This is a genomic window from Dolichospermum sp. FACHB-1250 (assembly GCF_014696335.1).
GTDB lineage: Bacteria > Cyanobacteriota > Cyanobacteriia > Cyanobacteriales > Nostocaceae > Dolichospermum > Dolichospermum planctonicum.
Genome location: NZ_JACJPZ010000013.1, coordinates 1 through 25,008, shown reverse-complemented (window position 1 = coordinate 25,008; position 25,008 = coordinate 1). Strand labels below are relative to the sequence as shown.

The window sequence follows — 25,008 nt, the reverse complement described above, 5'->3', positions numbered from 1 at the left end:
AGGGATCTAGATTTTTAGATTTTTACTTTGAATCCACTTACAATAATGATAACTGCTCCTTAGATGGCTTAAAACCCATGTGTTGATAAGCTGCTTTTGTCGCTATTCTACCCCTTTGTGTTCGGCTTAAATAACCTATTTGCATTAGATACGGTTCATAAACTTCTTCAATGGTTTGGGTGTCTTCCCCGGTAGTAGCAGCAATGGTTTCTAAACCCACTGGACCACCATTAAAGTTTTCAATTATTACACTGAGCATTTTTCTGTCTGTCCAATCTAAGCCACAAGGATCAACTTGAAATAACTGTAATGCTTCTGCTGCTACAGCTTCGTTAATTTCTATTAAGAGTTTTACTTCCGCATAATCACGGACTCTTTTTAAGAGTCTGTTAGCAATTCTTGGTGTTCCCCGTGAACGTTTAGCTATTTCCGTAGCCCCATCTAAACTAACTGCGGTCTCTAATAATTCAGCAGTGCGGAGAACAATCTGAGTTAGTTCTTCAACTTCATAAAAGCGTAACTTTTGAATTAAGCCAAAGCGATCGCGTAATGGTGAAGTTAAAGCTCCGACGCGAGTTGTCGCACCTACTAAGGTAAATTTAGATAAAGGTATACTTCTAATTCTGGCGCTAGAACCCTTACCTATGGTAATATCTAGGCGGTAATCTTCCATCGCTGGATACAAGATCTCCTCTGTCATCCGGGATAGACGATGAATCTCATCTATAAATAACACATCTCCCGGTTTGAGGTTGACCAATAACCCCACAATGTCCCGTGGTCTTTCCAAAGCTGGGGCGCTGGTAATTTTGTAGTTTACTCCCATTTCTGATGCTAAAATCATGGCCATTGTGGTTTTACCTAAACCCGGAGGTCCATACAATAACAAATGATCCAAGACCTCACTTCTCGACTTGGCTGCTTTAATGGCTATATCTAAAACATCCTTTAAATCCTGTTGTCCTATGTAGTCAGCAAAACGCTGGGGACGTATACTTTCTTCTGGTTTACCTTGTTCATTAATAGCAGCTTCTGACTGTAACAGATTTTCAGCAGCAGGTACTTTGGCTGATTTCTGTGGCTGTTTTACTTCTTTGTTGGGTTCTGGAGGCTGTTTTTTGGAGGAGATAATTGCCATAATTTTCGCTAATTCAGAAGTTCAGAAATCGGGATTTAGCACCGCTAAACCTTTACAGCAGTCAGGATCTAACACCAGTATAGGATATTTACGGTTACTTTCAATCCAGTGACAATGCCAAAAAATATAAATGTTTACATAAACATTTGTATTTACTTTTTAAGGTAATTTATCTGACTTAGTAGATAAGTATTTGAGTCAAATTAATTCTCTATTTTAGAAACAAAAAATATCATAAAGTATCTGGATTTATTGTCTGTTCTCTATTGGTGGTTTCTTTATTCTCTATTGGTGGTTTCTCTATTTTAAATATACAATTTATTTTGCATCACTACTTACAGGGTTGATAGTTAGTAATTCTGAAAATTTGCAGTTTTAACCCGGAACACTAAAAGAGTAATTGATAATTATTCAGTCCTATTTTGCAATTACACCCATACCTCCTTTAGTATATTTGAGTCTGGACAAAACCCATTGGATCTTGATCCACTCTTGTCATCTATTCCCCAATTGCCTTTACAATTAAAATTCCTAGCAATTACCAGGAGCAAAAAAGTATTATGTTGTCTAAAAGAATCTTACCTTGTCTAGATGTCAAAGCTGGCAGAGTTGTCAAAGGAATTAACTTTGTTGATCTCAAGGATGCGGGTGATCCGGTAGAACTGGCCAGGGTTTATAATGAAGCTGGTGCTGATGAGTTAGTATTTCTAGATATTACAGCCACTCATGAAGACAGAAACACGATTATTGATGTGGTTTACCGGACTGCTGAACAGGTCTTCATTCCCTTGACCGTGGGTGGAGGAATTCAAACCTTAGAAAATGTTAAAGATTTATTACGAGCCGGGGCTGACAAGGTTAGTATTAATTCGGCGGCGGTCAGAAACCCAGATTTAATTAATCAAGCCAGCGATCGCTTTGGAAATCAGTGTATTGTTGTAGCTATTGACGCTAGATGCAGACCTGATACGGAGAATCCGGGCTGGGATGTATATGTTCGCGGTGGTAGAGAAAATACTGGTATAGATGCTTTAGAGTGGGCTAAAGAAGTAACAAAAAGGGGGGCTGGAGAATTATTAGTCACAAGTATGGACGCTGATGGTACTCAAGCTGGTTATGATTTGGACTTGACAAAAGCGATCGCTGATGCTGTGGAAATTCCCATCATTGCTTCTGGTGGTGCTGGAAACTGTGAACACATTCACACTGCTTTAACTCAAGGTAAAGCGGAAGCCGCACTGTTAGCATCATTGTTACATTTTGGACAACTCAGCGTAGCACAAATTAAGAATTATTTGCAAGAACGTAATGTTCCTGTTCGTCTTCCTGCTTGATATCAGATCATAGCGACCAACTACCGCCGTCGAACATCAAACACAGTTTTCTGAAAGAGTGTTAAGATAATGGTACTACTATGAAGAAATATTAAGAAATATGTTGATTCCTATTTTAATCTTTGATGTGGCGCTTGTAGCATGGTCCCTACACCTGATGGAAAAAGCTTTTGAGCATAAAGAATTTTCTTTCATGTTAGCTGGTATGATAGTGGCATTAGCCGCAGTAGCAATGCTGGTGGTCTATTTTCTAATGGGACACTGTATGAGCTATTTGTTACAAATTTCTTAATTAGATCTTAATTAAAATAGAGGTCAAAATGATTCGGTGGACTAGGAAATGATATATAGATAGTTATCATCAACAGAATTAAGAGTTATCTATAGCCATTAGAGAAATTCAATTGTTATATTAAACTAAATCACTAGTATGTTAAGGATTTAGTAACTGTGCGAGATGATTTAGAGGAATTGGATATTAGTCATGAGGAACTGCAAAAATTGACTAACTTACCTGTTAATAATAAATTAATAATTATTACCGATATTATTCAGGAATTAAGTAGACAATTGCTAAAAAAAGTTAAAGGAACAGAAAATCCAACTTTAGTTTTTGCAGGACTTTCTATTTGCGTTTTTATATATCTCTTGGTAAAATCATCATTTTGGATACCATTGATTGTATTTACCTTATGGACGGGGGGAAGTATACAAACTATATTGTATTTACTATGGAAAGGAAAAAGTAGGTTTCTCAAACAACATCAGACAAATTCTTTACGGATTTTATTAAATGATGTAGAAAGATATAATTCCGTGATTAAAGCTATAGATATTAATGACCAAATCGAGGATGCTGGTAATTTAGGAGTGAGTATACAAGAAAGAGAAAAAGTATTAGCAGCACTAGAACTAACGAGGAATGATTTAATCCGCGCTTTAAAGACTGAGAGAATTTTGCGAGAGAATAAAAGTTTTATTATTACCAATTCTGATTTATTTGCTAATAATTTAGCAGCTTTAGCCTCAATGCAAATTACAGAGGAAGCCACAGAACATGGTAAATTATTAAATGAAGCTTTACAAATTTCCTTAGATGTGCAACAGGAAATGAAAAAGTTACAGAATAAGAGTTAAAATCAAAATACAATCATTAGACAATTAATAAATTTTGGCAATGAACTGGCAAGAAATTAGAGGTAATTGGGTACTTATTCCGCGTCACCCCGTGGGGATTATCCACTTTTTAGGTGGTGCATTTGTAGCTACTTTACCACATTTGACCTATCGTTGGTTACTGGAACATCTCGCTGCTAAAGGATATGTAGTGATTGCGACACCTTTTGTAAACACATTGGATCATATAGCGATCGCCAAAAATGTATTAATTAACTTTGAACACACCCTAGAAAGGTTACAAGAATCAGGAGAAATACGGAAGATTTACCTTCCTACCTATGGAATAGGACATAGTATGGGTTGTAAACTCCATTTACTTATTGGTAGTCTTTTTTCAGTGCAACGTGCTGGTAATATTTTAATATCCTTTAATAACTTTACTGCGAATGAAGCTATACCCTTAGTAGAACAGTTAAATTCTCAATTAAATTCTCAATTAGACATTGAATTTACACCTACACCCGCAGAAACTAACCAAATAGTACAGGAAAGTTATCAAATTCGGCGGAATTTATTAATAAGATTTAATAAAGATACTCTAGATCAATCAGCAGACTTAACAAAAATTTTACAAAAACTCTTTCCCGATATGATAACAACACAAACTTTATCAGGAAATCATACTACACCTTTAGGACAAGATATTAAATGGCAACCTGGAAGTTCTTTCAGTCCTTTTGATGCTTTAGGACAATGGTTAAAACAAGAAGTTTATCGAGATTTAAATCAATTAAAACAAGTTATGCTATTCTGGTTAAATCCCCTTTCATGAGTCTGATTCAATGTTTTCAGCTTGTAAAAAGCCTTGATTCCTAGCTGAGATTTCGTGCCTCACCCTCAGAAATGCGTTGGGTTTTACTCCCCTCAAACCCAGCTCCAAAAAAGGCAAAGTTATTGTAATTGATATTTATTTAAACTGTCATTATATCTCAGGTTATTGCCATATAAATTACCCTAAATTTAAGGAAAGATTTAAAATTCCTACTCTCTGTGTCTGAAGGGACTAGACTGTGACAGGACTTACGCAAAATATCTCTCCCTAAACCCCCATTTCTCTGTGTTCTCTGTGTCTGGAGTGGTTCGTTTATTCCGTAACTCATGGGTGTCGTCCTATGTGAGACAAATACATAATTTTATTCAGTAATATCCAATGTTTGAAATATTAGTAATTGATGATGATCGCTCCGTACAAATATTTCTCAAAAGAATATTAGAAAAACAAGGTTATGAAGTGATTACTGCTAGTACCGGAGAAGAAGGAATTTTAAAAACCTTGGATTCACCTCCATCCCTAATTATATGTGATTGGATTATGCCCGGGTTGAGTGGTTTAGAAGTGTGCGATCGCGTTAAAAAAGATCCCAGATTATCTACCACATTTTTTATTTTATTAACATCTTTAGATTCAGTCGCTAATCGAGTCAGGGGATTAGATGCTGGTGCTGATGATTTCATCACCAAACCTATTGAACAAAATGAGCTACAAGCAAGGGTCAGAGCCGGTTTACGTCTACATCAATTAAGTCAGGATTTACATAGCCAAAAGCTACTTTTAGAAACAGAATTAGCCGAGGCCACAGAATATGTAAAATCCCTTTTACCTCTACCTATAAATAACCCTTTGCGGGTCAAGTTTAAATTTTTGCCATCGCGGCAACTTGGTGGGGATTGTTTTGACTATAATTGGCTTGATCCTGATTCTTTGGCCATCTATTTGTTAGATGCTGCTGGCCATGGACTGAAAGCAACTTTACCCTCTATTTCTGTATTAAATCTATTACGTTCCCGCGCTCTCAAGGATTTAAATTACTATCAACCTAGCCAGGTTTTAGCGGCTTTAAACAATACCTTTCAAATGAATTATCAAAATGATAAGTATTTGACAATTTGGTATGGAGTTTATAATCGAGTTAGTCGTCAGTTAACATACTCTAGTGCTGGCCATCCACCAGCAATTATTGTTGCTGGGAACTCCCCTATTAACACAGAAGTAAAAAGATTAAAAACTCCGGGAATGCCGGTGGGGATGTTTCCTGAAGCCAAGTATGTTGATGCTTCTTGTTATATTGAAAAATCTAGCATCCTTTATATTTTTAGTGATGGTGCTTATGAAATTACTCAACCAGATGGTACTCTTTGGAGTTTAGAAGGTTTAATTCAGATTTTCATTAGCTTACAGTATTCTGTTGAGAACCAACTTGATTATATACTGGATTATTTAATTAACTTAAACTCCAAAGAGACATTTGAGGATGATTTATCTATTCTCCAAGTCAAATTTGATTAATTAACTGGCAGAAACTAAAAGATTTTCAAATGCTTCTTGACTGGGAACAATTGTAAATTTATTATCCATACCAGTTAATTCAAATAGCATCTTAACTTGCTCATTAGTTGAACAAATAACCATCTTGATCCCAGCTGCTTCCAACATTTTAAATGTGACAACTAGAGTCCCTAAACCAAAACTATCCATAAAGGTGACACTATGACAATCAATCAACACAATTTTGATGCCACTAGCAATCACCTCTTGAATATTTTCATGAAATTCTGATGAGGTACTAGCATTAAAGTTACCGCTGATGACAACCACTTTTACCTGCTGATTCATAATATCCTAATCTTGATTTAATTTAAGAATGTTCTGATTGTGATGTTGTTATTATATACTAAATATTTAGATAATATAAAAAATATTTAGTCTATTTATTCAACAAAAACATCAAGTGTTATTTAATTAAGAATACATGAAAGTTTCTGAAAAATAAAACAAGAAACTTCAATATTTTCTGATCTATTTATCAACAGAAAATAAACTTTACATCGGACTTACCCTAGCTCGATATAGCAACTGATCATATTGCGTATAGCCTGTATAACGTACCTTAACGATCTCTCCTGGTTGTGCTGTTCCCTCCAGTAATTGATGCAATTGCGGATTATAGGGGATTTGATCACCCACAGAAGCGATCGCCCTCACACCCCAGGCCTGTAATAATGCCTCTAAAGGCTTATCTACCAAAGGTAATATTTTTACTGCTGCTAACTGGTGATCCTCCCTAGCTCTATAGGCCGCTGTTGGCCATTGTAGCAGCAGTGATTCTAATATTTGTAAACTTGACCGCTGAAATTCCTCTTGTAATAATTCCCTTTGTTGTAACATTGACAACGATATTCTTTTATGCTCATTTTGTAATTCTGTTATTTGTTGTAATAAGTCTATATTATAGTCTTCACGCTGAGTTTTTGCTGTTTTCAATGATAAACCCTGAACACCAAAAGTTTCTGCTAATTCACCCCCAGATATTTGCAAAACCTGTGATATTTTTAGTAATACCTCCACCCGCATCTGCCGAATTTTTCCCCTCCGTAACTGCAAAATTTGCCACTGGGAAACACCGGCAGCCAGACTCAAGGATTTAAAACTGGCAAAACCGACCTTTTGCATTAAATTTTGCAAATTCTGGGTGAAGTCAGCTTGGGACATGGATGACAAGGGATAAGGCATTGATAGCCATTATAACCTTTATATGACTTTATTCTTCTAGTCAACTTCCGAGCATCCAAGTAGTTTTTTTCATCTACCTGCATCCTTTGAGCATAATGACTTTTACAAAAGGCGTAATTGTATTCTAGAAGCGTATAAGCGAAAAACATATAAAAACATATAATTAGGTAATAGGCAAAAGGGTTTGAAACGGTTAATTATTCAAAATCTTGCCGATAGCATAAGGGTAATTAGAATTAGTCTTCATGAAAATATTTTTTTGGCATTCTTCCTACAGATTAATCACAACCCTGTGTTTATTGGGATTGACTGCTGCATCAGAACCAGTAAGCAAGAATCAGGATGTAGAATTAAAAATTGGCATTGTGCAGCGATTTGGGGCTAAACCCACCGACAAATTAGAATTAGCCCCCACAAAAGGCGATCGCTTAACATTGAAATTTGCCGTCGGTAATCAGCAGCAAACCTTAACTACCGACCAACCCATCCAGTTAACAACAGTCATGAGAACCTTGATCCAGCGGGAGATTAAGGAGGTATTAGTTTTGGGTGACTTCCGTACCTTTGAAACAGCCGAAGATAGCGCCAACTACTGGCGTTCCCAAGGTATAGAAGTAGAAATAGCCCAGCCAGAACGCTGGCAAGTATGGGCAAAACGGGACGTTTACAGCACTCCCTTAATTCGCCGTTTGCTATTACAAAGTATAAAAACATCTGGTGATCAAAATGCTTATTTAGCCACAAATATTCGCCAACAAGTACCAAAAATTACTTGGAATGTCAATGGTAAAAAGTACAGTCCAAATTATCTAGAAGTAAGTACAAGTAAAGATATAATTAAGGTCAAGGCAGGTAATCAAACCGAAACAACCCCCCAAAAAAACTTGAACTATGGGGGAAGAATGACTTTACAGCCCAATGCTTACGGGAATTACACCTTAGTCAATACAGTACCATTAGAAACCTATATCCGTGGAGTTTTACCCCATGAAATTGGTACAAACGCGCCAAAAGCAGCCCTAGAAGCACAAGCCATTATTGCTCGCACTTATGCCTTACGCAATGTCCGCAGATTTGCAGTAGATAACTATCAGTTATGTGCTGATACTCACTGTCAAGTTTATCAAGGACTCAGCGGAGTTGCTAAAAATACAGATCAAGCCATTGCCTCTACTAGAGGTCAGGTTCTTACTTATAAGAATGAAATAGTTGATGCTTTGTATTCTTCCACTACAGGTGGTGTAACTGCTAACTTTAGCGATATTTGGAATGGTGAAGACCGTCCGTATTTAAAACCAGTTATAGACGCTGCTAATAGTAATATTTGGAACTTGTCTAATCAGAATTTAGCAGATGATCAGAATTTCCAGAAATTTATCGCCCTGAAGGACGGATTTAATGAGAGTACATGGGATGTATTCCGTTGGCGCAGAGAAACTGATATCAATACAATTACCAAAGACTTGCAAAAATTTTTACGTGCTAAAAAAAGCCCTGACAGCAAATTCCAAACAATTCAGGCCATGTCTATCGTTCAACGCAGTCCCAGCGGCAGAATTTTAAAATTAGCTGTGAAAACAGATATCGGTATTTTTACTTTACAAAAAGATGAAGTTCGCAGTGCTTTTGCAGCACCCATTAGCACGCTTTTCTATATTGAACCTCTTAACAAAGGACAAAGGAATATTTGGGGATATGCTTTTATCGGTGGTGGCTTAGGACATGGCGTGGGTTTGAGTCAAACAGGCGCTCAGAATTTAGCCAAGTTAGGTTGGTCTAGCGCCAAGATTCTAGAATTTTATTATCCTGGCACTAAAATTAAAGGCAGTAGGTAATTGGGGAACTGGTAGAAAATCTGACTCAGTAGCCCATCCCCAATCCCCGGACTGAATTATTATTGCTAATAGCTGATAGCTATAGCTTAGTAGATGTCTTCTTCTTTATGGGTATAGATTTCAACATCAGAAGTAGGTTTAGCAACACAAGTCAAAACATATCCAGCTTCGATTTGATCATCATCTAAGAAAGACTGATCAGATTGGTCAACAGTACCGGATTTGATTTTACCCGCACAGGTTGAACAAGCGCCAGCGCGACAGGAGTAGGGTAAGTCTAATCCTTGATCTTCAGCAATATCTAGAATATATTCATCTTCGGGAACTTCAATAGTTGTGTCTAAACCTTCGGCTTCGTTGATAAGTCTCACTTTGTAAGTAGCCATTTAATTATCCTCTCTTGTGAAATCGGCAGTATAAGTTATTTTGATGCAAATCATAGGGCTATTCTCATAGAACCAGCCGCTGGTTTAAATTTGCTTCAATTCTGATACTAAGGGAAAAGTTACAATTTATAACAGAAAATCGCACCCGATTAGAAATGAAATTTATTTACAGAAGACTAATAAGTTTTTATTATCTAAAATCCTGTTTTAGATAGATGTCAAATTACATCTTGGTGAGTGGGACTGATGAAAATGCGCGGTACTGATAGAATGAGACGATATTTGTGAATGAAGTTGCTGCTATAGCTAACAACTGACTAAAATTAAAGGTAGCAAGAAATTGGGGAATTGGTAGTAACTCTGACTCAGTAGCTCCCAATCCCCGGACTCAATTCTTGTTGCTAATAGCCAGATAGCTAAGGCTTAGTAAAGGTCTTCTTCTTTGTGGGTTTGGATAGTAACATCAGAAGCAGGATAAGCAACACAAGTCAGAACATATCCAGCTTCGATTTGATCATCATCTAAGAAAGACTGATCAGATTGGTCAACTTTACCGGAAACGATTTTACCCGCACAGGTTGAACAAGCGCCAGCGCGACAGGAGTAGGGTAAGTCTAGACCAGCTTCTTCTGCTGCATCTAAAATATATACATCATCGTCAACATCAATAGTTTTGTTTAAACCTTCCTGTTCGTTGATAAGTGTCACTTTGTAAGTAGCCATTTAATTATCCTCTCTTGTGAAATCGGCTCTATAAGTTATTCTGATGCAAACAATAGGGCTATTTTGATAGAAGTAGCCGCTGGTTTAAATTTGCTTCAATTCTGATACTAAGGGAAAAGTTACAATTTATGACGGAAAATCAACCCCGATTAGAAATGAAATTTATTTACAGAAGACTAATAAGTTTTTGTTATATAAAGTCTTGACCTGGATAGATGTCAAACTGGACTTGACGAGTCAGGAATTATGATACTTATAAAATGGAGGTGTCAGACATTTCCTAATGCTGACCTGTTGATAAAATACTCATGGCATTAAACCCAAACATTGAAAACTGGTGATAAATCATGTATAATCATAGACCACCTTTATCCACAAATAGTCTGCGGGTGGGTTTAGTCGGTACCGGCTATGCTGCTAAACTTAGGGCTGAGGCATTGCGACAAGATCCGCGCAGTGATTTAATAGCTATAGCTGGTAATCCCCAAAGAACAGCCATTTTAGCCACAGAATACGCAATTGAGGCTATGAGTTCTTGGCAACAGCTAGTAGAACGGGAAGATTTGGATTTGGTGGTCTTATGCACTATTAATCAAGATCATGGCAAAATTGCCCGCGCTGCTTTGGAGAGGGGTAAGCACGTAATTGTTGAATATCCCCTGGCTTTAGATGTCAAGGAAGCCGAAGAACTAATTATTTTAGCAAAAACAGTCAATAAGCTATTGCACGTTGAACACATTGAATTATTGGGGGGTTGGCATCAAACGTTAAAACAACACTTATATCAACTGGGTGATTTGTTTTATGTTCGCCATAGTACCCTGAATCCCCAACAGCCAGCGCCGCGCAAATGGACTTATAATCATGAAATGTTTGGTTTTCCCTTAATTGGGGCTTTATCTCGATTAAATCGTCTGATTGATTTGTTTGGTGAAGTTTTTAGCGTTAACTGTCATCAACGATATTGGCAAATTGAACCAAATTATTACCAAACCTGTTTCTGTTCAGCCCAGTTGTGCTTTGACAGTGGTTTATTGGCACAGGTAGTTTATGGCAAGGGTGAAACTTTGTGGCAATCAGAACGTAAATTAGAGGTTCATGGTGAAAATGGGGGGATAATTCTCGATGGTGATACGGCAATGTTAATATTAGGCCAAGGAACGCAGTTAATTGAGGTGGGTACACGTCGGGGTTTATTTGCCAAAGATACAACTATGGTATTAGACTATTTATTTGATGCTAGTCCTTTATATATCACTCCAGAACAAAGCTTGTATGCCCTCAAGGTAGCAGATGCTACTTATAGAGCAGCAACGACTGGGTTAACTGTATTTTTAAAAGAGTAAATTAAAATTTGATGAAAACAGAAACTATAGTCATTTTATCCCAGCGGGAAATAGAAAAAATGCGTCGCGCTGGCCGCTTGGCCGCTAAATTGTTACAATATTTAGAACCTTTGGTGAAACCAGGAGTAAGTACCCTAGAATTGAATGATGAGGCGGAAAGATGGACGCAAAAGCATGGAGCAAAAAGCGCTCCTTTGGGTTATAAGGGTTATCCTAAGTCAATTTGTACTAGTGTAAATGAGGTAATTTGTCACGGTATTCCCAATGCTAAACAAATTCTCAAAGATGGGGACATTATTAATATAGACGTGACACCCATTCTGGACGGTTATCATGGTGATACATCAAAAACATTTCTGGTTGGTAGTCCTTCTCCAAAAGCCCAAAAATTAGTAGAAGTGACACAAAAGTGTCTAGAATTGGGAATCGCAGAGGTGAAACCAGGGGCGAAAATTGGGGATATTGGGGCGGCTATTCAAGAATATGCTGAGTCTTTCGGCTTTTCCGTGGTGCGGGATTTTGTCGGTCATGGAATTAGTAATGTTTTCCATACAGCACCCGATATTCCTCATTATGGCATTAGGGGTAGAGGTAAAAAACTTAGACCCGGTATGGTGTTTACTATTGAACCAATGATTAATGAAGGAACTTATGAGCCGGAAATGCTTAGTGACGGTTGGACTGCGGTAACCAAGGATCGCTTGCTTTCTGCCCAATTTGAACATACTATTGCTGTGACGGAGTCTGGGGTGGAAATTCTGACTTTACCAGAAAATTGATGATTTTTCTCACGCAGAGCTGCAGAAGACCAAAGAGAGGAGTTTGAGAAATTTTTTGGTTTTTATAGGTCAATTTACCAAGTCCAATTTTTTCTGTTAACGGATTTTGACTGTAATTTGATAGGTTTTGATGGGGGGAATATTTTTTTCCCAAGCCCGTGAATATTGGAGTTTTAGCTGGGTTGAACCGGAGTTTTGGGCTAAAAACCGAAAAACTTGATTTTCAGGTGATCCTACTAATTTGACTTTGGATTCTCCTGCTGCTGTTGGTAATGGTTCAAATACTGAATCTCCCAAGGGTTTGAGTTTTTGAGGATCATTTTTAATGATTTGCCAATTATAACCTGTTGATGGATTGGCTGATAATTTAATTATCAAAATTTTACCTTTTTCTAGGTTGATTTGTTTGTGATTGTTGCTATCGTTGATGGTTATTTCTGATTTAGAGGGCGGATTTTTGGCTGTGGTGCTAACTTGGGAAATAATACCCAAGGTAGTTAATAAGGAAAGAATTAAAAAAACTCGTTTAGTTACAGTCATGATTTCAACCTATTAATTGTCAATGTCCTCTTATCTACCTAATTTATTGGGAATTCCTTCACAACCTCCCGGAATGGTATTTCTGGTTTTTTCTCCACACCAAGCACAACAGTAGTAATGAGTAGCTGGGGACATTCTTTGTGCATTAGTGAAGTCAGCATTTTCAATAACTGCACCAGTGTGTTCCCCGGTTTCGTAGTTGGGTGGTTGAGTGCGACTGCGGGGAGATGCTTGTTCTACTAAACCATAAAATAGACGAACTCCGTTTAAATCGGTATTACTGAGATTGGCTTCATATAGTATTGTTCGGGAAAGGTTAGCTTTTACTAAGTCACAATTACTAAGATTAGCACGGACGAGATTGGCTTCACTTAAATCTGTCCAGCGTAAATCATTATCGGCTAGATCGGCACCTGCTAACATCACACCTAAGTCTATGACGCGCACTCCTTCCAAACGATCTTCAGCATAACCACCACTACCATCTAGAATAGCTCTTCCTAAACGGCGATCGCGTTGTAGGGGGGTAAGTAATTTAGAACGGGAGAGAAATCGCAGAATTTTGGCTTTACCACTACCATCTACACTACTGAATATAGCAGCAGTACGTCCTTCGGCGATCGCTCTTTCTTGCGGCCAGTCTTCTAATAATCCTTCTTCGTCCAATATTAGGTCAGAAACTCCTTGAAAGTAGGAGTCTATGGTTTGTTGTTGGGTAATGACGTTTTGCTGTACAGTTAGTAGGTTTTGTTGAATAGTTAGGTCTTTAGAAATTACATATTGTCGCCATGCTACATAAACGGCGATAATGGCAATGGCAATTTGTCCTAAAGCCCCAAACCATTCTGCTAAAGTACCAGAGGCTTCCCAATTAATTCTCTTTCCCCAAAGTAGTAGACTATGACCCAAATTAGTAAATCTGAATAAGCCAATTATTGCTACTATTACTCCTATAAAACCAACAAACACATTTCTATCTTGAGGTGAAAACCATTGTTGAATGATATCTTGCCACCAAGGGTAAAGTATCAATAGTGATAACAGCAAAGTTGCCAAAGTTCCCAAAATCCCCAGCCATGAGTTATTAATGACAATACTAATTAAAGTTATGGCCATGGACAAGCTAGTAAATAATAAAATCCTTGGGGTAATCAGGACTTGAATACGGGAATTGTCACTAAAAAAAGCAGAAATTTCTTTGAAAATATTTGTTTTCACGGAAGATTGTGCCGATACTTGTTTTTTCTCCGGTTCTACTTTTGTTAATGATTGATTACTTTCAGTAATTTCCAATTCATCTTCTTGATTTATCTGTGGGGAAGGTAGGTGGGATGAATCAGATTCATTAATAGTCATATTTTTTTCCTCCAATTAACTCACCATAAATTGAAACATAAATTGAAACATAAATTGAAACGCCGCGAAAACACTTGTATTAACAGTATTATACACTCCCGACCTTGGCTAAATGAGTTAGTGAGAAAATTTCCTGGCTGCAAAAGCAACAAATAGGTGATTTGATCACAGATCCTTGAGAATTTTTCTGTAGCATCACTCTTTGATATTTGTAAAACTGCTGATACTTGGAGCAAGCGTAAAAAAGTTTTTTAGTGAAAAGTAGGATTCAAGTCAGTAGAAGAAAGCAGAAAGCAGAAAGAGGAAAGAGGAATCATAAAAAGATAATTGATTTATGGAGGATGATTATGGTATTGTATGGGTAGTTTTTGAAAAGTTTATCGAAATCTTAATTTTAAATTTGCAGAATCAAAAAATAATTGATAATAATTAGTTGATTTTGATACTGCTTTTAAATTACAATCAGTTCCAGGATCATTATATGAGTTTTGTAGGAGCAGTATGGTAATTTGGCGAAGCTTAATTGCCTCTAGTTTAATCAGTTTGATGATAATTGGCTGTAGTGACCCGGCAAATTATTCATCTGAAAATGCTAAACAAGTTGTTCAAGAAAGCAATGTTAATCAACTGATTACAGAAGTACAAGACAGTCAAAAGGCAGAAAATTTACTAATACAAGCTAATGGTTTATTAGATGCCCGTCGTTATCAAGAAGCTTTAGTATTCTATAATCGGGTGATAGCTATTAAAAATGATAGTGCGGAAACATGGGTAAATCGGGGAAATGCTTTGATTGCTTTACAACAGTACCCAGAAGCTGTAGAATCCTATGATAAAGCCATCGCAATTCGCCCAAATAAAGATGAAGCCTGGTATAATCGTGGTAATGCTTTAACAGCTTTACAACATTACGAAGAAGCCGTAAAATCTTATGATGAAGCGATCGCTATTGACCACAATAAACATGAAGCTTGGATTAATAGAGGAATTGCGTTGACAAAATTACAGCGCTACAAAGAGGCTTTAGCATCTTACAACCAAGCAACTACTATTCGTCCTAATTTGCATCAAGTTTACTATAATAAAGCTTGCAATTATGCCTTACAAAATAATTTAGAACTGACAATTGAAAACCTCAAGAAAGCTATCGAACTTTTCCCCAAAAAATATCAACAATTGGCGAAAAATGATAGAGATTTTGATAAAGTTCGGAATGAAAAACGGTTTCAGGAGTTATTACAATAAATATGACAACTGGGGTACAAACTTATCTGTGTTTGATGTCCGATTTCTGTAATTATAACCATGGGAATGCTATAGTATTGACATATAACAGATACAGGTAAATGAGGAAATTTCCTTTAATTAATAATGAATAAGCTGGCTAATGTTTTTATCGAGGGGATAATTGCTTTTACTGTGACTAATATTGACGATATGATGATTCTACTACTATTGTTTTCGCAAATAGATAGTAATTTTCGTAAACGTCATATTTTCATTGGTCAATACCTCGGTTTTTTTGCCATTATTATGTTGAGTTTACCAGGATTTTTTGGCGGTTTATTCATACAGCGAGAATGGTTGGGATTATTAGGAATATTACCCATAGCTATTGGTATGAAACAACTGATTAATCAACAAACAGAAAGTACGGAAGTTCAGACAGTTAATCCTGATTTTCGACGGTTATTACACCCTAACCCTGTATTCTCTTTTTTCTTGAGCATTTTACACCCAAATACTTATCAGGTTGCGGCTATTACCATTGCTAATAGCGGTGACAATATTAGTGTTTATATACCTCTATTCGCGGGTCAAGATTTTGTTAGTTTAGGCATAATTATAGCTGTATTTTTAGCTATGGTAGGAGTTGGCTGTGGTATTGCTTATCTATTGACCAGTCAAGTTACTATTGGTTATATTTTAAGTCGCTATGGTCGGGCTATTATTCCCTTTATATTAATGGCCTTGGGGTTATTTATTCTGTACGACAGAGGCACATTTAAGCTACTAACTCAAATTGCTATTTAGAGATTGCTACTTTTACGGATTTTACATACAATGTAGTCTAAAAATTCATCTTAATCATGTCACAACTTCAGCGTATTACCATTAATCCCCAACAACTTCAAGAAAACCAACTTTTATTAACACCTCAACAGCAACATTATTTGCTGCGGGTGTTGCGGTTACGAGATGGTGATAAATTTATCGCTATGAATGGTATGGGTAAATGGTGGTTAACTAAGTTACAAGGAACACAAGGAGAGATTGTAGAAATACTAGAGGTAAAAACGGAATTACCTGTATCTATTACTTTAATGATGGCCTTACCAAAAGGGAATGGATTTGATGAGGTTATCCGCTGTTGTACGGAATTAGGTGTAACTTATATTGCTCCACTTTTAAGCGATCGCAGTTTATTAAATCCCAGTCCCCAAAAGCTAGAACGTTGGCGGCGCATAGCATCAGAGTCCGCTGAACAGTCAGAAAGAGCAGTGATTCCTACCATTCTAGAACCAGTAGCTTTTAAAACTGCTATAAATGAAAATACAGCCAGTCATAGTTATATCTGTGAAGCCCGTGGTGATTATCCTCACTTAAAGCAGGTGATAAATAATGCTAACACTGCAAGTGAGATCATTATTGCTATTGGACCAGAAGGGGGGTGGACAGATCAAGAGCTAGAAATAGCTGTAAGATCGGGATTTGTAGCCACTTCTCTGGGTTGTCGTATTCTCCGCGCAGTTACAGCGCCCATAGTTGCGATATCCTTAATAGCAGCAAATTTTGAATTAAGCCCTTGAAATCAGCAAAACAACATCTAATTCAACACCTAATTATTTTTACTCGTTATCCAGAACCAGGAAAAACAAAAACCCGGTTAATACCAGTTTTGGGTGATATTGGCGCTGCTAACTTGCAAAGACAGATGACTGAACAGACCATTTTGCAAGTTAAAGAATTACAAAATCTGATCAAATTATCTGTAGAAATACGTTTTACTGGTGGTAATTTAGAAAAAATGCGAAATTGGTTAGGAAATGACTGGTTATATCAATTTCAGGGTGAGGGAGATTTAGGTCAAAGAATGGAGCGATCGCTTGTAAATGCGTTTAATCAAACAGCAAAACAAGTAATTATCATTGGTACTGATTGTCCCGATTTAAACTCACAAATTTTACTAACTGCTTTTGAGAAATTGCAAGTTTTTAATCTTGTTCTAGGTCCAGCCATTGACGGTGGTTACTATTTAATTGGGTTACAAAAACCAGCAGCGGAATTATTTACAAATATCCAGTGGGGTACGGCTGAAGTATTTGCAAAAACACTAGAAATTGCGGAGAAATTGAATTTATCAATAGGTTATTTGCCATCTTTAGCAGATATTGATCGTCCAGAGGATCTTGAAAGTGAGTATGATTAGTTTCAGTTAAAAAGTAAATGATTAGAGGAGAAAATTATGATTATATTATTATGCATTGAGGGAAAAATTTGATAAAATAACCTAGAGAAAATATCAACCCCGTTTAATTTTCAAGAAACCATGTTTGAAATCCCTCCAGCATTTTCAGTATTAGGTTTACCAGTTCATGTTATGGATGATTATCCAGACTGGTTATTATATTCTTTAAAAGCAGGTAAAGGAACTCATGTAGTTACCCTTAATTCAGAAATGACCATACAAGCAGAAAAAAATCCCACCCTAGCAAATATTATTCAAAATGCTGAATTAGTAATTCCTGACGGTGCGGGAGTTGTGCTGTATTTACAGTATTTATTAGGGAAAAAAATACAACGTATTCCGGGAATTGAATTAGCAGAAAAACTGTTACAAACAGTTGCGCAAAAACAAATATCTGCGTCAATATTTTTCTATGGAGGCGCACCAGGAGTAGCCGTAAAAGCAGCAGATTTATGGAAACAAAAACTTCCGACACTAACTATATCAGGAACACATTCTGGTTATCATTCTTCAGAAGAAGAACAAGAATTATTGCAAAGCCTCAGTCAACTACAGCCACAAATAATATTTGTTGGTTTAGGAGTTCCGCGTCAAGAATTATGGATTTCTAAAAATCGCCATTTATGTCCTAACTCTATTTGGATAGGTATTGGTGGTAGTTTTGATATTTGGTCAGGAACAAAAACACGCGCTCCCAACTGGTTAGCAAATAATAACTTAGAATGGCTATATAGATTATATCAAGAACCTTGGCGTTGGCGACGGATGTTAGCCCTACCAGAGTTCGTTTTTAAATCCTTAATTTACAGCAGTTTTGGGGCAAAAGTGCTAGAAAAATGATTAATAATCTGTAGCAAGATGGATAAAAATTTGCTATTTGACAAACCTCCAAATTTGTGTAGAGAATCAACAAAATCTAAAATCCAGAATCCCGATGTGATGAACGGAATAAATGGTCATGTTGAGGATGATATAAACGGGAGCGTCCGGTTACTGGTAAAAGTGCTGGACTGATTACATAAAGTGTAGTTCTTTGTAATTTTTCTTCATGAGTACAAGCGGTCATTTGTGCTAAAGTAACAACGCGGATTTTTTCATCCGGCCAGCCTAAGCGATAGCAAATTGCTACGGGAGTCTCTGGATTATAATGTTCTAACAACTGAGTTTGTGCTTCAGTGATATGATGGACACTCAGATATAAACATAAGCTGGCCTGATGTGCTGCTAAACTGGCTAATTCTTCCCTAGCAGGAACATAAGTGCGGCCACTAATACGAGTGAGGATAATAGTTTGTACCAAACCAGGAACAGTTAACTCAATTTTCAATTTAGCTGCGGCTGCTTGAAAAGCGCTGATACCGGGAATAACTTCAAAAGGAATATTAGCTGCTGCTAATAGCTGCATTTGTTCATGAATAGCGCTATAGAGACTAGGATCACCAGAATGCAGTCTCACGACGGATTTATGGGCTACTACGGCATCAATCATCAGTGGTAAAATTTCTTCTAGAGTCCGATTTGCCGTTTTGATAATTTCCGCATCTGGACGACAAACAGCTAAAATCTGTTCAGGAATCAAAGAATCTGCAAATAAAATCACATCAGCCCTAGCCAACAACTTTTGCGCTCTAACGGTTAATAAATCGGGATCTCCCGGTCCTGCCCCCACAATATAAACTGCTGGATCTAGGGAATTTTGGTAGTCATTAACACTTAAATTACTCGTATATTCCTTCATTAACTTTGCTCTGAAAAACTCCGACAAAAAACTTTTGGCAAATCCTTCAGTACCCTTCCGGATTCACTACTTTTGAGTTGTAGAAATAGATGGTAGATGCACCCTGGTTAAGCCCTGGAGATTAATTACTCTGGGGCATTTTTTATTTTTAGTTAATCTCCTTTGAAAGAGGAAACAACATCAGGTAAAGGACGCTTGAGTACATACAGCCAAGCTAAACCAACCAGTCCTAAAAACATTCCTCCTAAACTGACCATTTGTGCCATTCGTAAAGGTCCTAGCATTAAGCTATCCATGCGTAAACCTTCAATCCAAAACCGCCCGAAGCTGTAGGCTACCGAGTAAACTAAAAATAAAGTCCCTACTTTCAAACGTGGTTTTTGAGATAAAGCCCGAAAAAACAAAGTTAGCAATAGTGCAAAAACCATGAAATTCCACAAAGATTCATAGAGAAAAGTGGGATGAAAATATTCAAAATTAACTAAATCCAAAGGACGACGTTCTGGGGGAATATACAACTTCCAAGGCAAATTAGTGGGACGGCCAAAGGCTTCCGAGTTGAAAAAATTCCCCCACCGGCCAATTGCTTGCCCTAAAATCAAAGAAGGTGCGACTAAATCAGTTAATTGCCAAAAAGATATTTGATTAAGTTTAGCAAAAATCAACGCCGCGACGACACCGCCAAGAATTGCCCCATGAATAGCAATACCTCCTTCCCAAATGGCAATGATCTTTTCTGGGTGTTGAGAATATTCTGACCATTGAAATAAGACATAATAGAGCCTAGCTGCGGGAATAGAGGCAATTACCAGCCAAATTGATAAATCATTGAGTAAATCTGGGTTAACGTGACGACGTTTGGCCAGATATTGGGAAAGGGTGACACCAATTAAGACAGCAGTGGCAATTAATAACCCATACCAGCGAATAACAATTGGTCCGAGTTTAACTATAATCGGACCGGGAGAAGTAAATTGAAACCCCAAGGGCAAAATCGAAAAATCTACTACCATGGAAAATTATCTATAGGAATATGAAATCTACAAAGACAAAGACAATAATAAAGCAATCTTGCAATAGGCAATCTTGCAAGAGGTTTTCAGCGATTTTACCTTTCTTTACACAGTTTGGTTTTATTGTGTTAACTTACTTAAGTAGGTTAGCGTTAAAAATTGTCGTTATGACAAGGGAACAGGGAACTCTTAACTGGGAAGAGGTTTTGGGCAACTTTACTTTTCGTTACTTATGTCGGTTTTTTTCCATTCACCTACTTAGTCACTAATTGCCAATCATGAAGCATGAGATGTTAGACTTAACTAAGTTATGGAAAAAAGCTGTTAGTTTATTTAATATTTAGACCTAAAATAACATTGTGATTGCTATTTATCCTGGTAGTTTTGATCCCATCACCTTGGGACACTTAGACCTAATTCAGCGTAGTAGTCGCCTGTTTGAACAGGTGATAGTTGCCGTCCTTCGCAATCCAAATAAGATACCATTATTTACAGTCGAGCAAAGATTAGAACAAATTTGTATAGCTACAAAACATTTACCAAATGTAGGAGTAGACAGTTTTGATGGTTTAACTGTAGAATATGCTCAAATGCAACAAGCACAAATTTTGTTGCGGGGGTTAAGAGCGGTATCTGATTTTGAAATTGAGCTACAAATGGCTCATACTAATAAAACACTGTCTACTCAGATTGAGACAGTTTTTCTAGCGACATCAAATGAGTATAGTTTTTTAAGTAGTAGTGTGGTAAGAGAGATTGCCCGGTTTGGTGGCTCTGTTGATCATCTTGTTCCCTCACACGTTGCCCGAGATATATACCAATGCTACAACCAAGTTCAATCTCTGCCCATGAGTCCAACCAAAACGGAAAAAATCCTACCCCACGGGAGTACGTAAAGGCAATCCCTCAAGACGGGACACTGCCAACACCTGGGGTAGATATTCAGCAAGAACTCAACCGCTTAGAGGACATAATTCTCTCTAGCATGAGGATTCCTTTAACGGGACGTACCCTAGTAGATGAAGATAAATTACTCGAACAACTTGATTTTATCCGCATATCTTTGCCGGCGGTTTTCCAGGAAGCATTAGATATTTTGGCACAAAAGGATGAAATTCTCTTAGAAGCCGAAGAATATGGACAACAGGTTGTAGACGTGGCCCAAGCCAAAAGGGCGCAAATTTTGGCTGAAAGTGATATTATCAAGCAAGCACAAAGGGAAGCTGACCAACTGCGGCGACAAGTCCAACAAGATTGTGAAGCGATGATGCAAGAAACTATCGCAGAGGTTGAGCGTAAGCGTCGCGCTTGTCAGCAAGAGTTAGAAGAAATGCGCCAAACTGCAATTGCTCAAGCTCAAGAGATTGAAGATGGTGCTGATCAATATGCTGATCATGTTTTGAGTAATATGGAACAGGATATTCAAGAAATGTTACAAATTATTACTAATGGTCGTAAACAATTACGTGGGGATAATCCACAGCGGACTGCCAATAATTCTCATAATTCTAAAAAGAGCTTTCCTAAGTCAACAACAAAATAAACAAAACTAATAATAGTTGTGGTGAATAAGGTGAATAAGGTGAATAAGGTGAATAAGGTGAATAAAATTATCAAAATCTTGCACGCAGTGAATAGTTGTAATCAGTTCACTTGAACATTATTCTTTGTAGGTTTCCGTTTCTCGTTCTAGCTTGATAGATATCATTTTTGTTTTCTGTAATGAATGGTTCTTGATATTTTATCTTCTATAATACCTCTAAAAATATGATCGCCCTGAACACATTCCTAAAAGCGATATCTAGAATAAGCTAAGGCTAACCTATGCTGTAGCCTACAGAACAAACATTAATTACAAATAATTACAAATAATTACAAATCATCTTCTACCAATTCAGCTATCTTCATGATTGATTTTCAAGTCCCAAGTTTTAAATCTTGATTTCTATGTACAGGAATAGAAATAATTTTACTTTCATCAGGTTTTTCATAAATATAGTGACTACCTGTAATTTTTTTGAGAATCCAGCCTTTTTTCTCAACAAGTTTACATAGTTTTTTCCCAGAAATTGATTTCATACTGCAATTTCAATCACTTGTGAGATTGGATCTGGTTTTTGAATTTCATTCGCTACTTCTAGCCAACCTTGTATAGCATCTTGAAGATTATTAATTACTTCTTCCATTGTATCCCCTTCTGTTATACAACCAGGAAGTGCAGGTACTTCAGCCCAGTAACCCCCTTCTTGGGCAGGATAAATAATAGCTTTAATTTTCATTGCTTTTACATTTGTAGTTGTTTACCTGAACAAATTTTAACAAATTAACTTGCAAAAATTTCTCCATTGAGAGCGAACTGACAAGTCAGGACTGGCGCGATCGCACCTTCACATCTCCCCACAAGCGCTTCCTAGGGAGCGCATCGCTTAACTACTGACGTGGTTTTTTCTTGGAAACCTTGAGTACAGGTAAAGGAGCAGTAGAAGACTGAGGGGGTAAATAATGTTGAACAACTAGCTCTTCTGGTAAAGACGGACGCTGCTGCATACGCCATAATTTAAAAGCAAAAGCCAACCCTGCTGTTGCTAAACCAAAGGTGAAGAGTGACCAACTATCATCCAACCCACCAATTAGAGCATCTATTACACCTACAGTTAACAATACACTAACTATAGGTTCTTTGCGGTAGGCTGACTTTAAAAAACGAGGTAATACAGCATTCATCACGGCTTACTTAGTTCCATTTAGTGGTTTTGTATAAATTTACTTGGAGTATTTCAACTACAAGTTGTTTGTTTCATCAAGGGCAAATAATAGCACAAACTATTGTAATCTTCCTGGGCAAAAAAGTGGGTACGGTAATTCGCACTCGGGGAGACTACTGTTTGTTCGGTTTCACTGATTATTTGATGATAGTTCTTCCTCGTCGTTTCTATGATAACATTTTTAAAATCAATTGTCAAGCCCTAATTCTACTTTTTTCGCGGGATTTGATGAGGAGATAAATTACAGCAAGTAGCTTTGAGTGAAGTACATTTTGTGCGGGCATCTTGCCCGCACCACAAGAGTTTTATTATTAATATCTGTATTTTGTGAATATTGGGAACTGCTGTCACTATGAAGTGATGAAGGAGATGATGGTTAGGTGCGTTACGCAATGCTAACACACCCTAGGATGTTTTCTAATTATTTGATGATAGTTCTTCCTCGTCGGTTCTATGATAACATTTTTAAAATTAATTGTCAAGCCCTAATTCTGCTTTTTTCGCGGGATTTGATGGGGAGGTAAATTAACCACGAAGCAATGAAGGACATGATAGTTAGGTGCGTTACGCTTTGCTAACACACCCTAGGATGTTTTCTAATTATTTGATGATAGTTCTTCCTCGTCGGTTCTATGATAACATTTTTAAAATTAATTGTCAAGCCTTAATTCTGCTTTTTTGCGGGATTTGATGAGGAGGTAAATTAACCATGAGGTCATGAAGGAGATGACGGTTAGGTGCTACGATAAGTATTGTTCTGCTTCTAGCTTCAATTTATCTCCTTCCAAAAGCAACTGGTCAATATAATCTTTAATATCCATGTAAGGTTGTCTCAAGCTAATTTTTTCTGACTGAATAGCCCTTCTGGTACTTTGTCTTAATTGACCTGCTAATTTACGTTTACCAAATAAATCTAAAGCAACAGAGACGATGCTATCAGGGGTAGTTTGTGTAGCTTGTTGATTAATTTCTCGAATAGCTAAATTCACCTCTTTTTTAATAGCTCGTAGTTGTTTTTGAATTAAGCTGATATTTTTGACTTGTAATTTCACTGATTTTGGATGATCTAAAGTTAAAGTCATTTGTTGCTTTAGTTGATAAATTTGGAGTTGGGTTTCTTGTAAATCCATATTTACGACCATTTCTGTTAGCTACTGGGTTTAAGTCTTTTATTAATTGGTTTAACTTCACAACCAATAGCTTCATTACAGCGATTCCTAAATAGCGATCGCATTTTGTCTTTGGTTTAATGAACCTATACCACAATCTTTTAATTATTTAATGATAGTTCTTCCTCATCGGTTCTATGATAACATTTTTAAAATTAATTGTCAAGCCCTAATTCTACTTTTTTCGCGGGATTTGATGAAGAGATAAATTAACCACGAGGTCATGAAGGAAATGATAGTTAGGTGCGTTACGCTTCGCTAACACACCCTACGATGTTTTCTAGTTATTTGATGATAGTTCTTCCTCGTCGGTTCTATGATAACATTTTTAAAATTAATTGTCAAGCCCTAATTCTACTTTTTTCGCGGGATTTGATGAAGAGATAAATTAACCACGAGGTCATGAAGGATATTATCAGGTGCGTTACGCTACGATGTTTTCTTAATTATTTGATGATGGTTCTTCCTTATCGAGTCCAGGATAACATTTTTAAAATTAATTGTCAAGCCTTAATTCTGCTTTTTTCGCGGGATTTGATGAGGAGATAAATTAACCACGAGGTCATGAAGGATATTATCAGGTGCGTTACGCTTCGCTAATGCACCCTACGATCTGTTATTTTTGTAATTATTGACAAGTCGAGTATCTTGTTGTTCAGAAAAAACCTATGACATCATCAACACCAGAGAGTTTATCTAAATTCGTCCAATTTTGCAACCAACATAT

General features: G+C 37.0%; 28 protein-coding genes. 15 read left to right on the top strand and 13 right to left on the bottom strand.

Translation table 11 applies throughout. From position 1 onward, the window contains the following. Positions 1-37: 37 nt before the first annotated feature. Positions 38-1,138: a Holliday junction branch migration DNA helicase RuvB gene (ruvB, locus tag H6F39_RS06470; protein ID WP_137909253.1), complete on the bottom strand. Its 1,101-nt coding sequence runs from the start codon at positions 1,136-1,138 to the stop codon at positions 38-40. Between the two features lie 560 nt (positions 1,139-1,698). On the opposite strand from ruvB, the gene hisF reads away from it, so the two are divergent. From hisF to H6F39_RS06445, 5 genes are all read left to right on the top strand, one after another. Continuing rightward, positions 1,699-2,472, top strand: coding sequence for an imidazole glycerol phosphate synthase subunit HisF (gene hisF / locus H6F39_RS06465; protein WP_137909252.1), 774 nt, complete (start codon positions 1,699-1,701; stop codon positions 2,470-2,472). Positions 2,473-2,572: 100 nt separating this feature from the next. Next, positions 2,573-2,764, top strand: a complete 192-nt coding sequence (locus tag H6F39_RS06460) for a hypothetical protein (RefSeq protein WP_028084026.1) — start codon at positions 2,573-2,575, stop codon at positions 2,762-2,764. A 158-nt stretch (positions 2,765-2,922) separates the two neighbouring features. Then, complete coding sequence (locus H6F39_RS06455; protein WP_137909251.1) at positions 2,923-3,609, top strand: hypothetical protein; 687 nt, start codon at positions 2,923-2,925, stop codon at positions 3,607-3,609. Between the two features lie 40 nt (positions 3,610-3,649). Continuing rightward, positions 3,650-4,423 (top strand): DUF1350 family protein, encoded by a 774-nt coding sequence (locus H6F39_RS06450; RefSeq protein WP_137909250.1) that lies wholly within the window; start codon positions 3,650-3,652, stop codon positions 4,421-4,423. 378 nt (positions 4,424-4,801) lie between these two features. Further along, positions 4,802-5,938, top strand: a complete 1,137-nt coding sequence (locus tag H6F39_RS06445) for a PP2C family protein-serine/threonine phosphatase (protein WP_137909249.1) — start codon at positions 4,802-4,804, stop codon at positions 5,936-5,938. On the opposite strand, the gene H6F39_RS06440 is transcribed toward H6F39_RS06445, so the two are convergent. Next, the gene (locus H6F39_RS06440) at positions 5,939-6,265 is read right to left on the bottom strand and encodes an STAS domain-containing protein (protein WP_137909248.1); all 327 of its coding nucleotides are present in this window, start codon (positions 6,263-6,265) and stop codon (positions 5,939-5,941) included. A gap of 207 nt (positions 6,266-6,472) precedes the next feature. Then, on the bottom strand, positions 6,473-7,141 hold the full coding sequence (gene grpE, locus H6F39_RS06435) for a nucleotide exchange factor GrpE (RefSeq protein ID WP_190371269.1): 669 nt from the start codon (positions 7,139-7,141) through the stop codon (positions 6,473-6,475). A 266-nt stretch (positions 7,142-7,407) separates the two neighbouring features. Here grpE and H6F39_RS06430 point away from each other — a divergent pair, with 266 nt between their 5' ends. Then, positions 7,408-8,997, top strand: coding sequence for a SpoIID/LytB domain-containing protein (locus H6F39_RS06430; RefSeq protein WP_137909247.1), 1,590 nt, complete (start codon positions 7,408-7,410; stop codon positions 8,995-8,997). Between the two features lie 86 nt (positions 8,998-9,083). On the opposite strand, the gene H6F39_RS06425 is transcribed toward H6F39_RS06430, so the two are convergent. Together H6F39_RS06425 and H6F39_RS06420 are read right to left on the bottom strand one after the other, a co-directional pair. Beyond that, positions 9,084-9,383, bottom strand: a complete 300-nt coding sequence (locus tag H6F39_RS06425; protein WP_137909246.1) for a ferredoxin — start codon at positions 9,381-9,383, stop codon at positions 9,084-9,086. A 423-nt stretch (positions 9,384-9,806) separates the two neighbouring features. Further along, positions 9,807-10,106, bottom strand: a complete 300-nt coding sequence (locus H6F39_RS06420) for a ferredoxin (RefSeq protein ID WP_137909245.1) — start codon at positions 10,104-10,106, stop codon at positions 9,807-9,809. A 347-nt stretch (positions 10,107-10,453) separates the two neighbouring features. Here H6F39_RS06420 and H6F39_RS06415 point away from each other — a divergent pair, with 347 nt between their 5' ends. Beyond that, entirely contained in the window at positions 10,454-11,452 is a 999-nt protein-coding gene (locus H6F39_RS06415; RefSeq protein ID WP_190371272.1) for a Gfo/Idh/MocA family protein, read from the top strand. Between the two features lie 11 nt (positions 11,453-11,463). Continuing rightward, positions 11,464-12,231 carry a type I methionyl aminopeptidase gene (gene map / locus H6F39_RS06410; RefSeq protein WP_137909243.1) on the top strand — a complete coding sequence of 256 codons (768 nt, stop codon included), beginning with the start codon at positions 11,464-11,466 and terminating at the stop codon, positions 12,229-12,231. A gap of 96 nt (positions 12,232-12,327) precedes the next feature. Here the strand turns inward: map and H6F39_RS06405 are convergent, their stop codons facing one another. Together H6F39_RS06405 and H6F39_RS06400 are read right to left on the bottom strand one after the other, a co-directional pair. Next, entirely contained in the window at positions 12,328-12,771 is a 444-nt protein-coding gene (locus H6F39_RS06405) for a protease inhibitor I42 family protein (RefSeq protein WP_190371273.1), read from the bottom strand. Between the two features lie 30 nt (positions 12,772-12,801). Then, entirely contained in the window at positions 12,802-14,127 is a 1,326-nt protein-coding gene (locus tag H6F39_RS06400) for a pentapeptide repeat-containing protein (RefSeq protein WP_137909241.1), read from the bottom strand. A 501-nt stretch (positions 14,128-14,628) separates the two neighbouring features. On the opposite strand from H6F39_RS06400, the gene H6F39_RS06395 reads away from it, so the two are divergent. The 5 genes from H6F39_RS06395 (at position 14,629) to H6F39_RS06375 (ending at position 18,436) form a co-directional block, all read left to right on the top strand. Then, positions 14,629-15,372, top strand: a complete 744-nt coding sequence (locus tag H6F39_RS06395) for a tetratricopeptide repeat protein (protein ID WP_137909240.1) — start codon at positions 14,629-14,631, stop codon at positions 15,370-15,372. A gap of 126 nt (positions 15,373-15,498) precedes the next feature. Next, on the top strand, positions 15,499-16,161 hold the full coding sequence (locus H6F39_RS06390) for a cadmium resistance transporter (RefSeq protein ID WP_190371274.1): 663 nt from the start codon (positions 15,499-15,501) through the stop codon (positions 16,159-16,161). A 56-nt stretch (positions 16,162-16,217) separates the two neighbouring features. Next, positions 16,218-16,937: a 16S rRNA (uracil(1498)-N(3))-methyltransferase gene (locus H6F39_RS06385; protein WP_190371275.1), complete on the top strand. Its 720-nt coding sequence runs from the start codon at positions 16,218-16,220 to the stop codon at positions 16,935-16,937. After that, complete coding sequence (locus H6F39_RS06380) at positions 16,925-17,557, top strand: TIGR04282 family arsenosugar biosynthesis glycosyltransferase (RefSeq protein ID WP_370539369.1); 633 nt, start codon at positions 16,925-16,927, stop codon at positions 17,555-17,557. The genes H6F39_RS06385 and H6F39_RS06380 overlap by 13 nt, the downstream gene beginning before the upstream one ends. 120 nt (positions 17,558-17,677) lie before the next feature. Then, the gene (locus H6F39_RS06375) at positions 17,678-18,436 is read left to right on the top strand and encodes a WecB/TagA/CpsF family glycosyltransferase (RefSeq protein ID WP_190396409.1); all 759 of its coding nucleotides are present in this window, start codon (positions 17,678-17,680) and stop codon (positions 18,434-18,436) included. A 76-nt stretch (positions 18,437-18,512) separates the two neighbouring features. Here H6F39_RS06375 and cobM read toward each other — a convergent pair whose 3' ends face one another. Further along, positions 18,513-19,334 (bottom strand): precorrin-4 C(11)-methyltransferase, encoded by an 822-nt coding sequence (cobM, locus tag H6F39_RS06370; protein ID WP_190396408.1) that lies wholly within the window; start codon positions 19,332-19,334, stop codon positions 18,513-18,515. A 152-nt stretch (positions 19,335-19,486) separates the two neighbouring features. Beyond that, positions 19,487-20,347, bottom strand: coding sequence for a prolipoprotein diacylglyceryl transferase (gene lgt, locus H6F39_RS06365; RefSeq protein ID WP_137909234.1), 861 nt, complete (start codon positions 20,345-20,347; stop codon positions 19,487-19,489). Between the two features lie 359 nt (positions 20,348-20,706). Here lgt and coaD point away from each other — a divergent pair, with 359 nt between their 5' ends. Beyond that, complete coding sequence (gene coaD / locus H6F39_RS06360) at positions 20,707-21,243, top strand: pantetheine-phosphate adenylyltransferase (protein ID WP_137909233.1); 537 nt, start codon at positions 20,707-20,709, stop codon at positions 21,241-21,243. Next, positions 21,168-21,890 (top strand): DivIVA domain-containing protein, encoded by a 723-nt coding sequence (locus H6F39_RS06355; RefSeq protein WP_137909232.1) that lies wholly within the window; start codon positions 21,168-21,170, stop codon positions 21,888-21,890. Before coaD ends, H6F39_RS06355 begins: the two co-directional genes overlap by 76 nt. Before the next feature lie 374 nt (positions 21,891-22,264). Here H6F39_RS06355 and H6F39_RS06350 read toward each other — a convergent pair whose 3' ends face one another. The 4 genes from H6F39_RS06350 to H6F39_RS06335 all read right to left on the bottom strand — a co-directional run bounded on the left by H6F39_RS06350 (position 22,265) and on the right by H6F39_RS06335 (position 24,242). Next, positions 22,265-22,426 (bottom strand): type II toxin-antitoxin system HicA family toxin, encoded by a 162-nt coding sequence (locus H6F39_RS06350; RefSeq protein WP_137909231.1) that lies wholly within the window; start codon positions 22,424-22,426, stop codon positions 22,265-22,267. Next, the gene (locus tag H6F39_RS06345; protein ID WP_137909230.1) at positions 22,423-22,626 is read right to left on the bottom strand and encodes a type II toxin-antitoxin system HicB family antitoxin; all 204 of its coding nucleotides are present in this window, start codon (positions 22,624-22,626) and stop codon (positions 22,423-22,425) included. Before H6F39_RS06345 ends, H6F39_RS06350 begins: the two co-directional genes overlap by 4 nt. Positions 22,627-22,777: 151 nt before the next feature. Continuing rightward, entirely contained in the window at positions 22,778-23,071 is a 294-nt protein-coding gene (locus H6F39_RS06340; protein WP_137909254.1) for a hypothetical protein, read from the bottom strand. A gap of 781 nt (positions 23,072-23,852) precedes the next feature. Beyond that, the gene (locus H6F39_RS06335) at positions 23,853-24,242 is read right to left on the bottom strand and encodes a hypothetical protein (RefSeq protein ID WP_190371281.1); all 390 of its coding nucleotides are present in this window, start codon (positions 24,240-24,242) and stop codon (positions 23,853-23,855) included. Positions 24,243-25,008: the final 766 nt, after the last annotated feature.

Coding starts and splice junctions, on each gene's coding strand:
- H6F39_RS06420 (WP_137909245.1), bottom strand. CDS start 10,106: ATGGCTACTTACAAAGTGACACTTATCAACGAACAGGAAGGTTTAAAC.
- H6F39_RS06415 (WP_190371272.1), top strand. CDS start 10,454: ATGTATAATCATAGACCACCTTTATCCACAAATAGTCTGCGGGTGGGT.
- H6F39_RS06450 (WP_137909250.1), top strand. CDS start 3,650: ATGAACTGGCAAGAAATTAGAGGTAATTGGGTACTTATTCCGCGTCAC.
- H6F39_RS06405 (WP_190371273.1), bottom strand. CDS start 12,771: ATGACTGTAACTAAACGAGTTTTTTTAATTCTTTCCTTATTAACTACC.
- H6F39_RS06350 (WP_137909231.1), bottom strand. CDS start 22,426: ATGAAATCAATTTCTGGGAAAAAACTATGTAAACTTGTTGAGAAAAAA.
- hisF (WP_137909252.1), top strand. CDS start 1,699: ATGTTGTCTAAAAGAATCTTACCTTGTCTAGATGTCAAAGCTGGCAGA.
- H6F39_RS06390 (WP_190371274.1), top strand. CDS start 15,499: ATGAATAAGCTGGCTAATGTTTTTATCGAGGGGATAATTGCTTTTACT.
- H6F39_RS06445 (WP_137909249.1), top strand. CDS start 4,802: ATGTTTGAAATATTAGTAATTGATGATGATCGCTCCGTACAAATATTT.
- H6F39_RS06425 (WP_137909246.1), bottom strand. CDS start 9,383: ATGGCTACTTACAAAGTGAGACTTATCAACGAAGCCGAAGGTTTAGAC.
- lgt (WP_137909234.1), bottom strand. CDS start 20,347: ATGGTAGTAGATTTTTCGATTTTGCCCTTGGGGTTTCAATTTACTTCT.
- H6F39_RS06375 (WP_190396409.1), top strand. CDS start 17,678: ATGTTTGAAATCCCTCCAGCATTTTCAGTATTAGGTTTACCAGTTCAT.
- cobM (WP_190396408.1), bottom strand. CDS start 19,334: ATGAAGGAATATACGAGTAATTTAAGTGTTAATGACTACCAAAATTCC.
- grpE (WP_190371269.1), bottom strand. CDS start 7,141: ATGTCCCAAGCTGACTTCACCCAGAATTTGCAAAATTTAATGCAAAAG.
- H6F39_RS06355 (WP_137909232.1), top strand. CDS start 21,168: ATGCTACAACCAAGTTCAATCTCTGCCCATGAGTCCAACCAAAACGGA.
- map (WP_137909243.1), top strand. CDS start 11,464: ATGAAAACAGAAACTATAGTCATTTTATCCCAGCGGGAAATAGAAAAA.
- H6F39_RS06395 (WP_137909240.1), top strand. CDS start 14,629: ATGGTAATTTGGCGAAGCTTAATTGCCTCTAGTTTAATCAGTTTGATG.
- H6F39_RS06385 (WP_190371275.1), top strand. CDS start 16,218: ATGTCACAACTTCAGCGTATTACCATTAATCCCCAACAACTTCAAGAA.
- H6F39_RS06460 (WP_028084026.1), top strand. CDS start 2,573: ATGTTGATTCCTATTTTAATCTTTGATGTGGCGCTTGTAGCATGGTCC.
- H6F39_RS06430 (WP_137909247.1), top strand. CDS start 7,408: ATGAAAATATTTTTTTGGCATTCTTCCTACAGATTAATCACAACCCTG.
- ruvB (WP_137909253.1), bottom strand. CDS start 1,138: ATGGCAATTATCTCCTCCAAAAAACAGCCTCCAGAACCCAACAAAGAA.
- H6F39_RS06400 (WP_137909241.1), bottom strand. CDS start 14,127: ATGACTATTAATGAATCTGATTCATCCCACCTACCTTCCCCACAGATA.
- H6F39_RS06345 (WP_137909230.1), bottom strand. CDS start 22,626: ATGAAAATTAAAGCTATTATTTATCCTGCCCAAGAAGGGGGTTACTGG.
- H6F39_RS06440 (WP_137909248.1), bottom strand. CDS start 6,265: ATGAATCAGCAGGTAAAAGTGGTTGTCATCAGCGGTAACTTTAATGCT.
- H6F39_RS06340 (WP_137909254.1), bottom strand. CDS start 23,071: ATGAATGCTGTATTACCTCGTTTTTTAAAGTCAGCCTACCGCAAAGAA.
- H6F39_RS06335 (WP_190371281.1), bottom strand. CDS start 24,242: ATGGATTTACAAGAAACCCAACTCCAAATTTATCAACTAAAGCAACAA.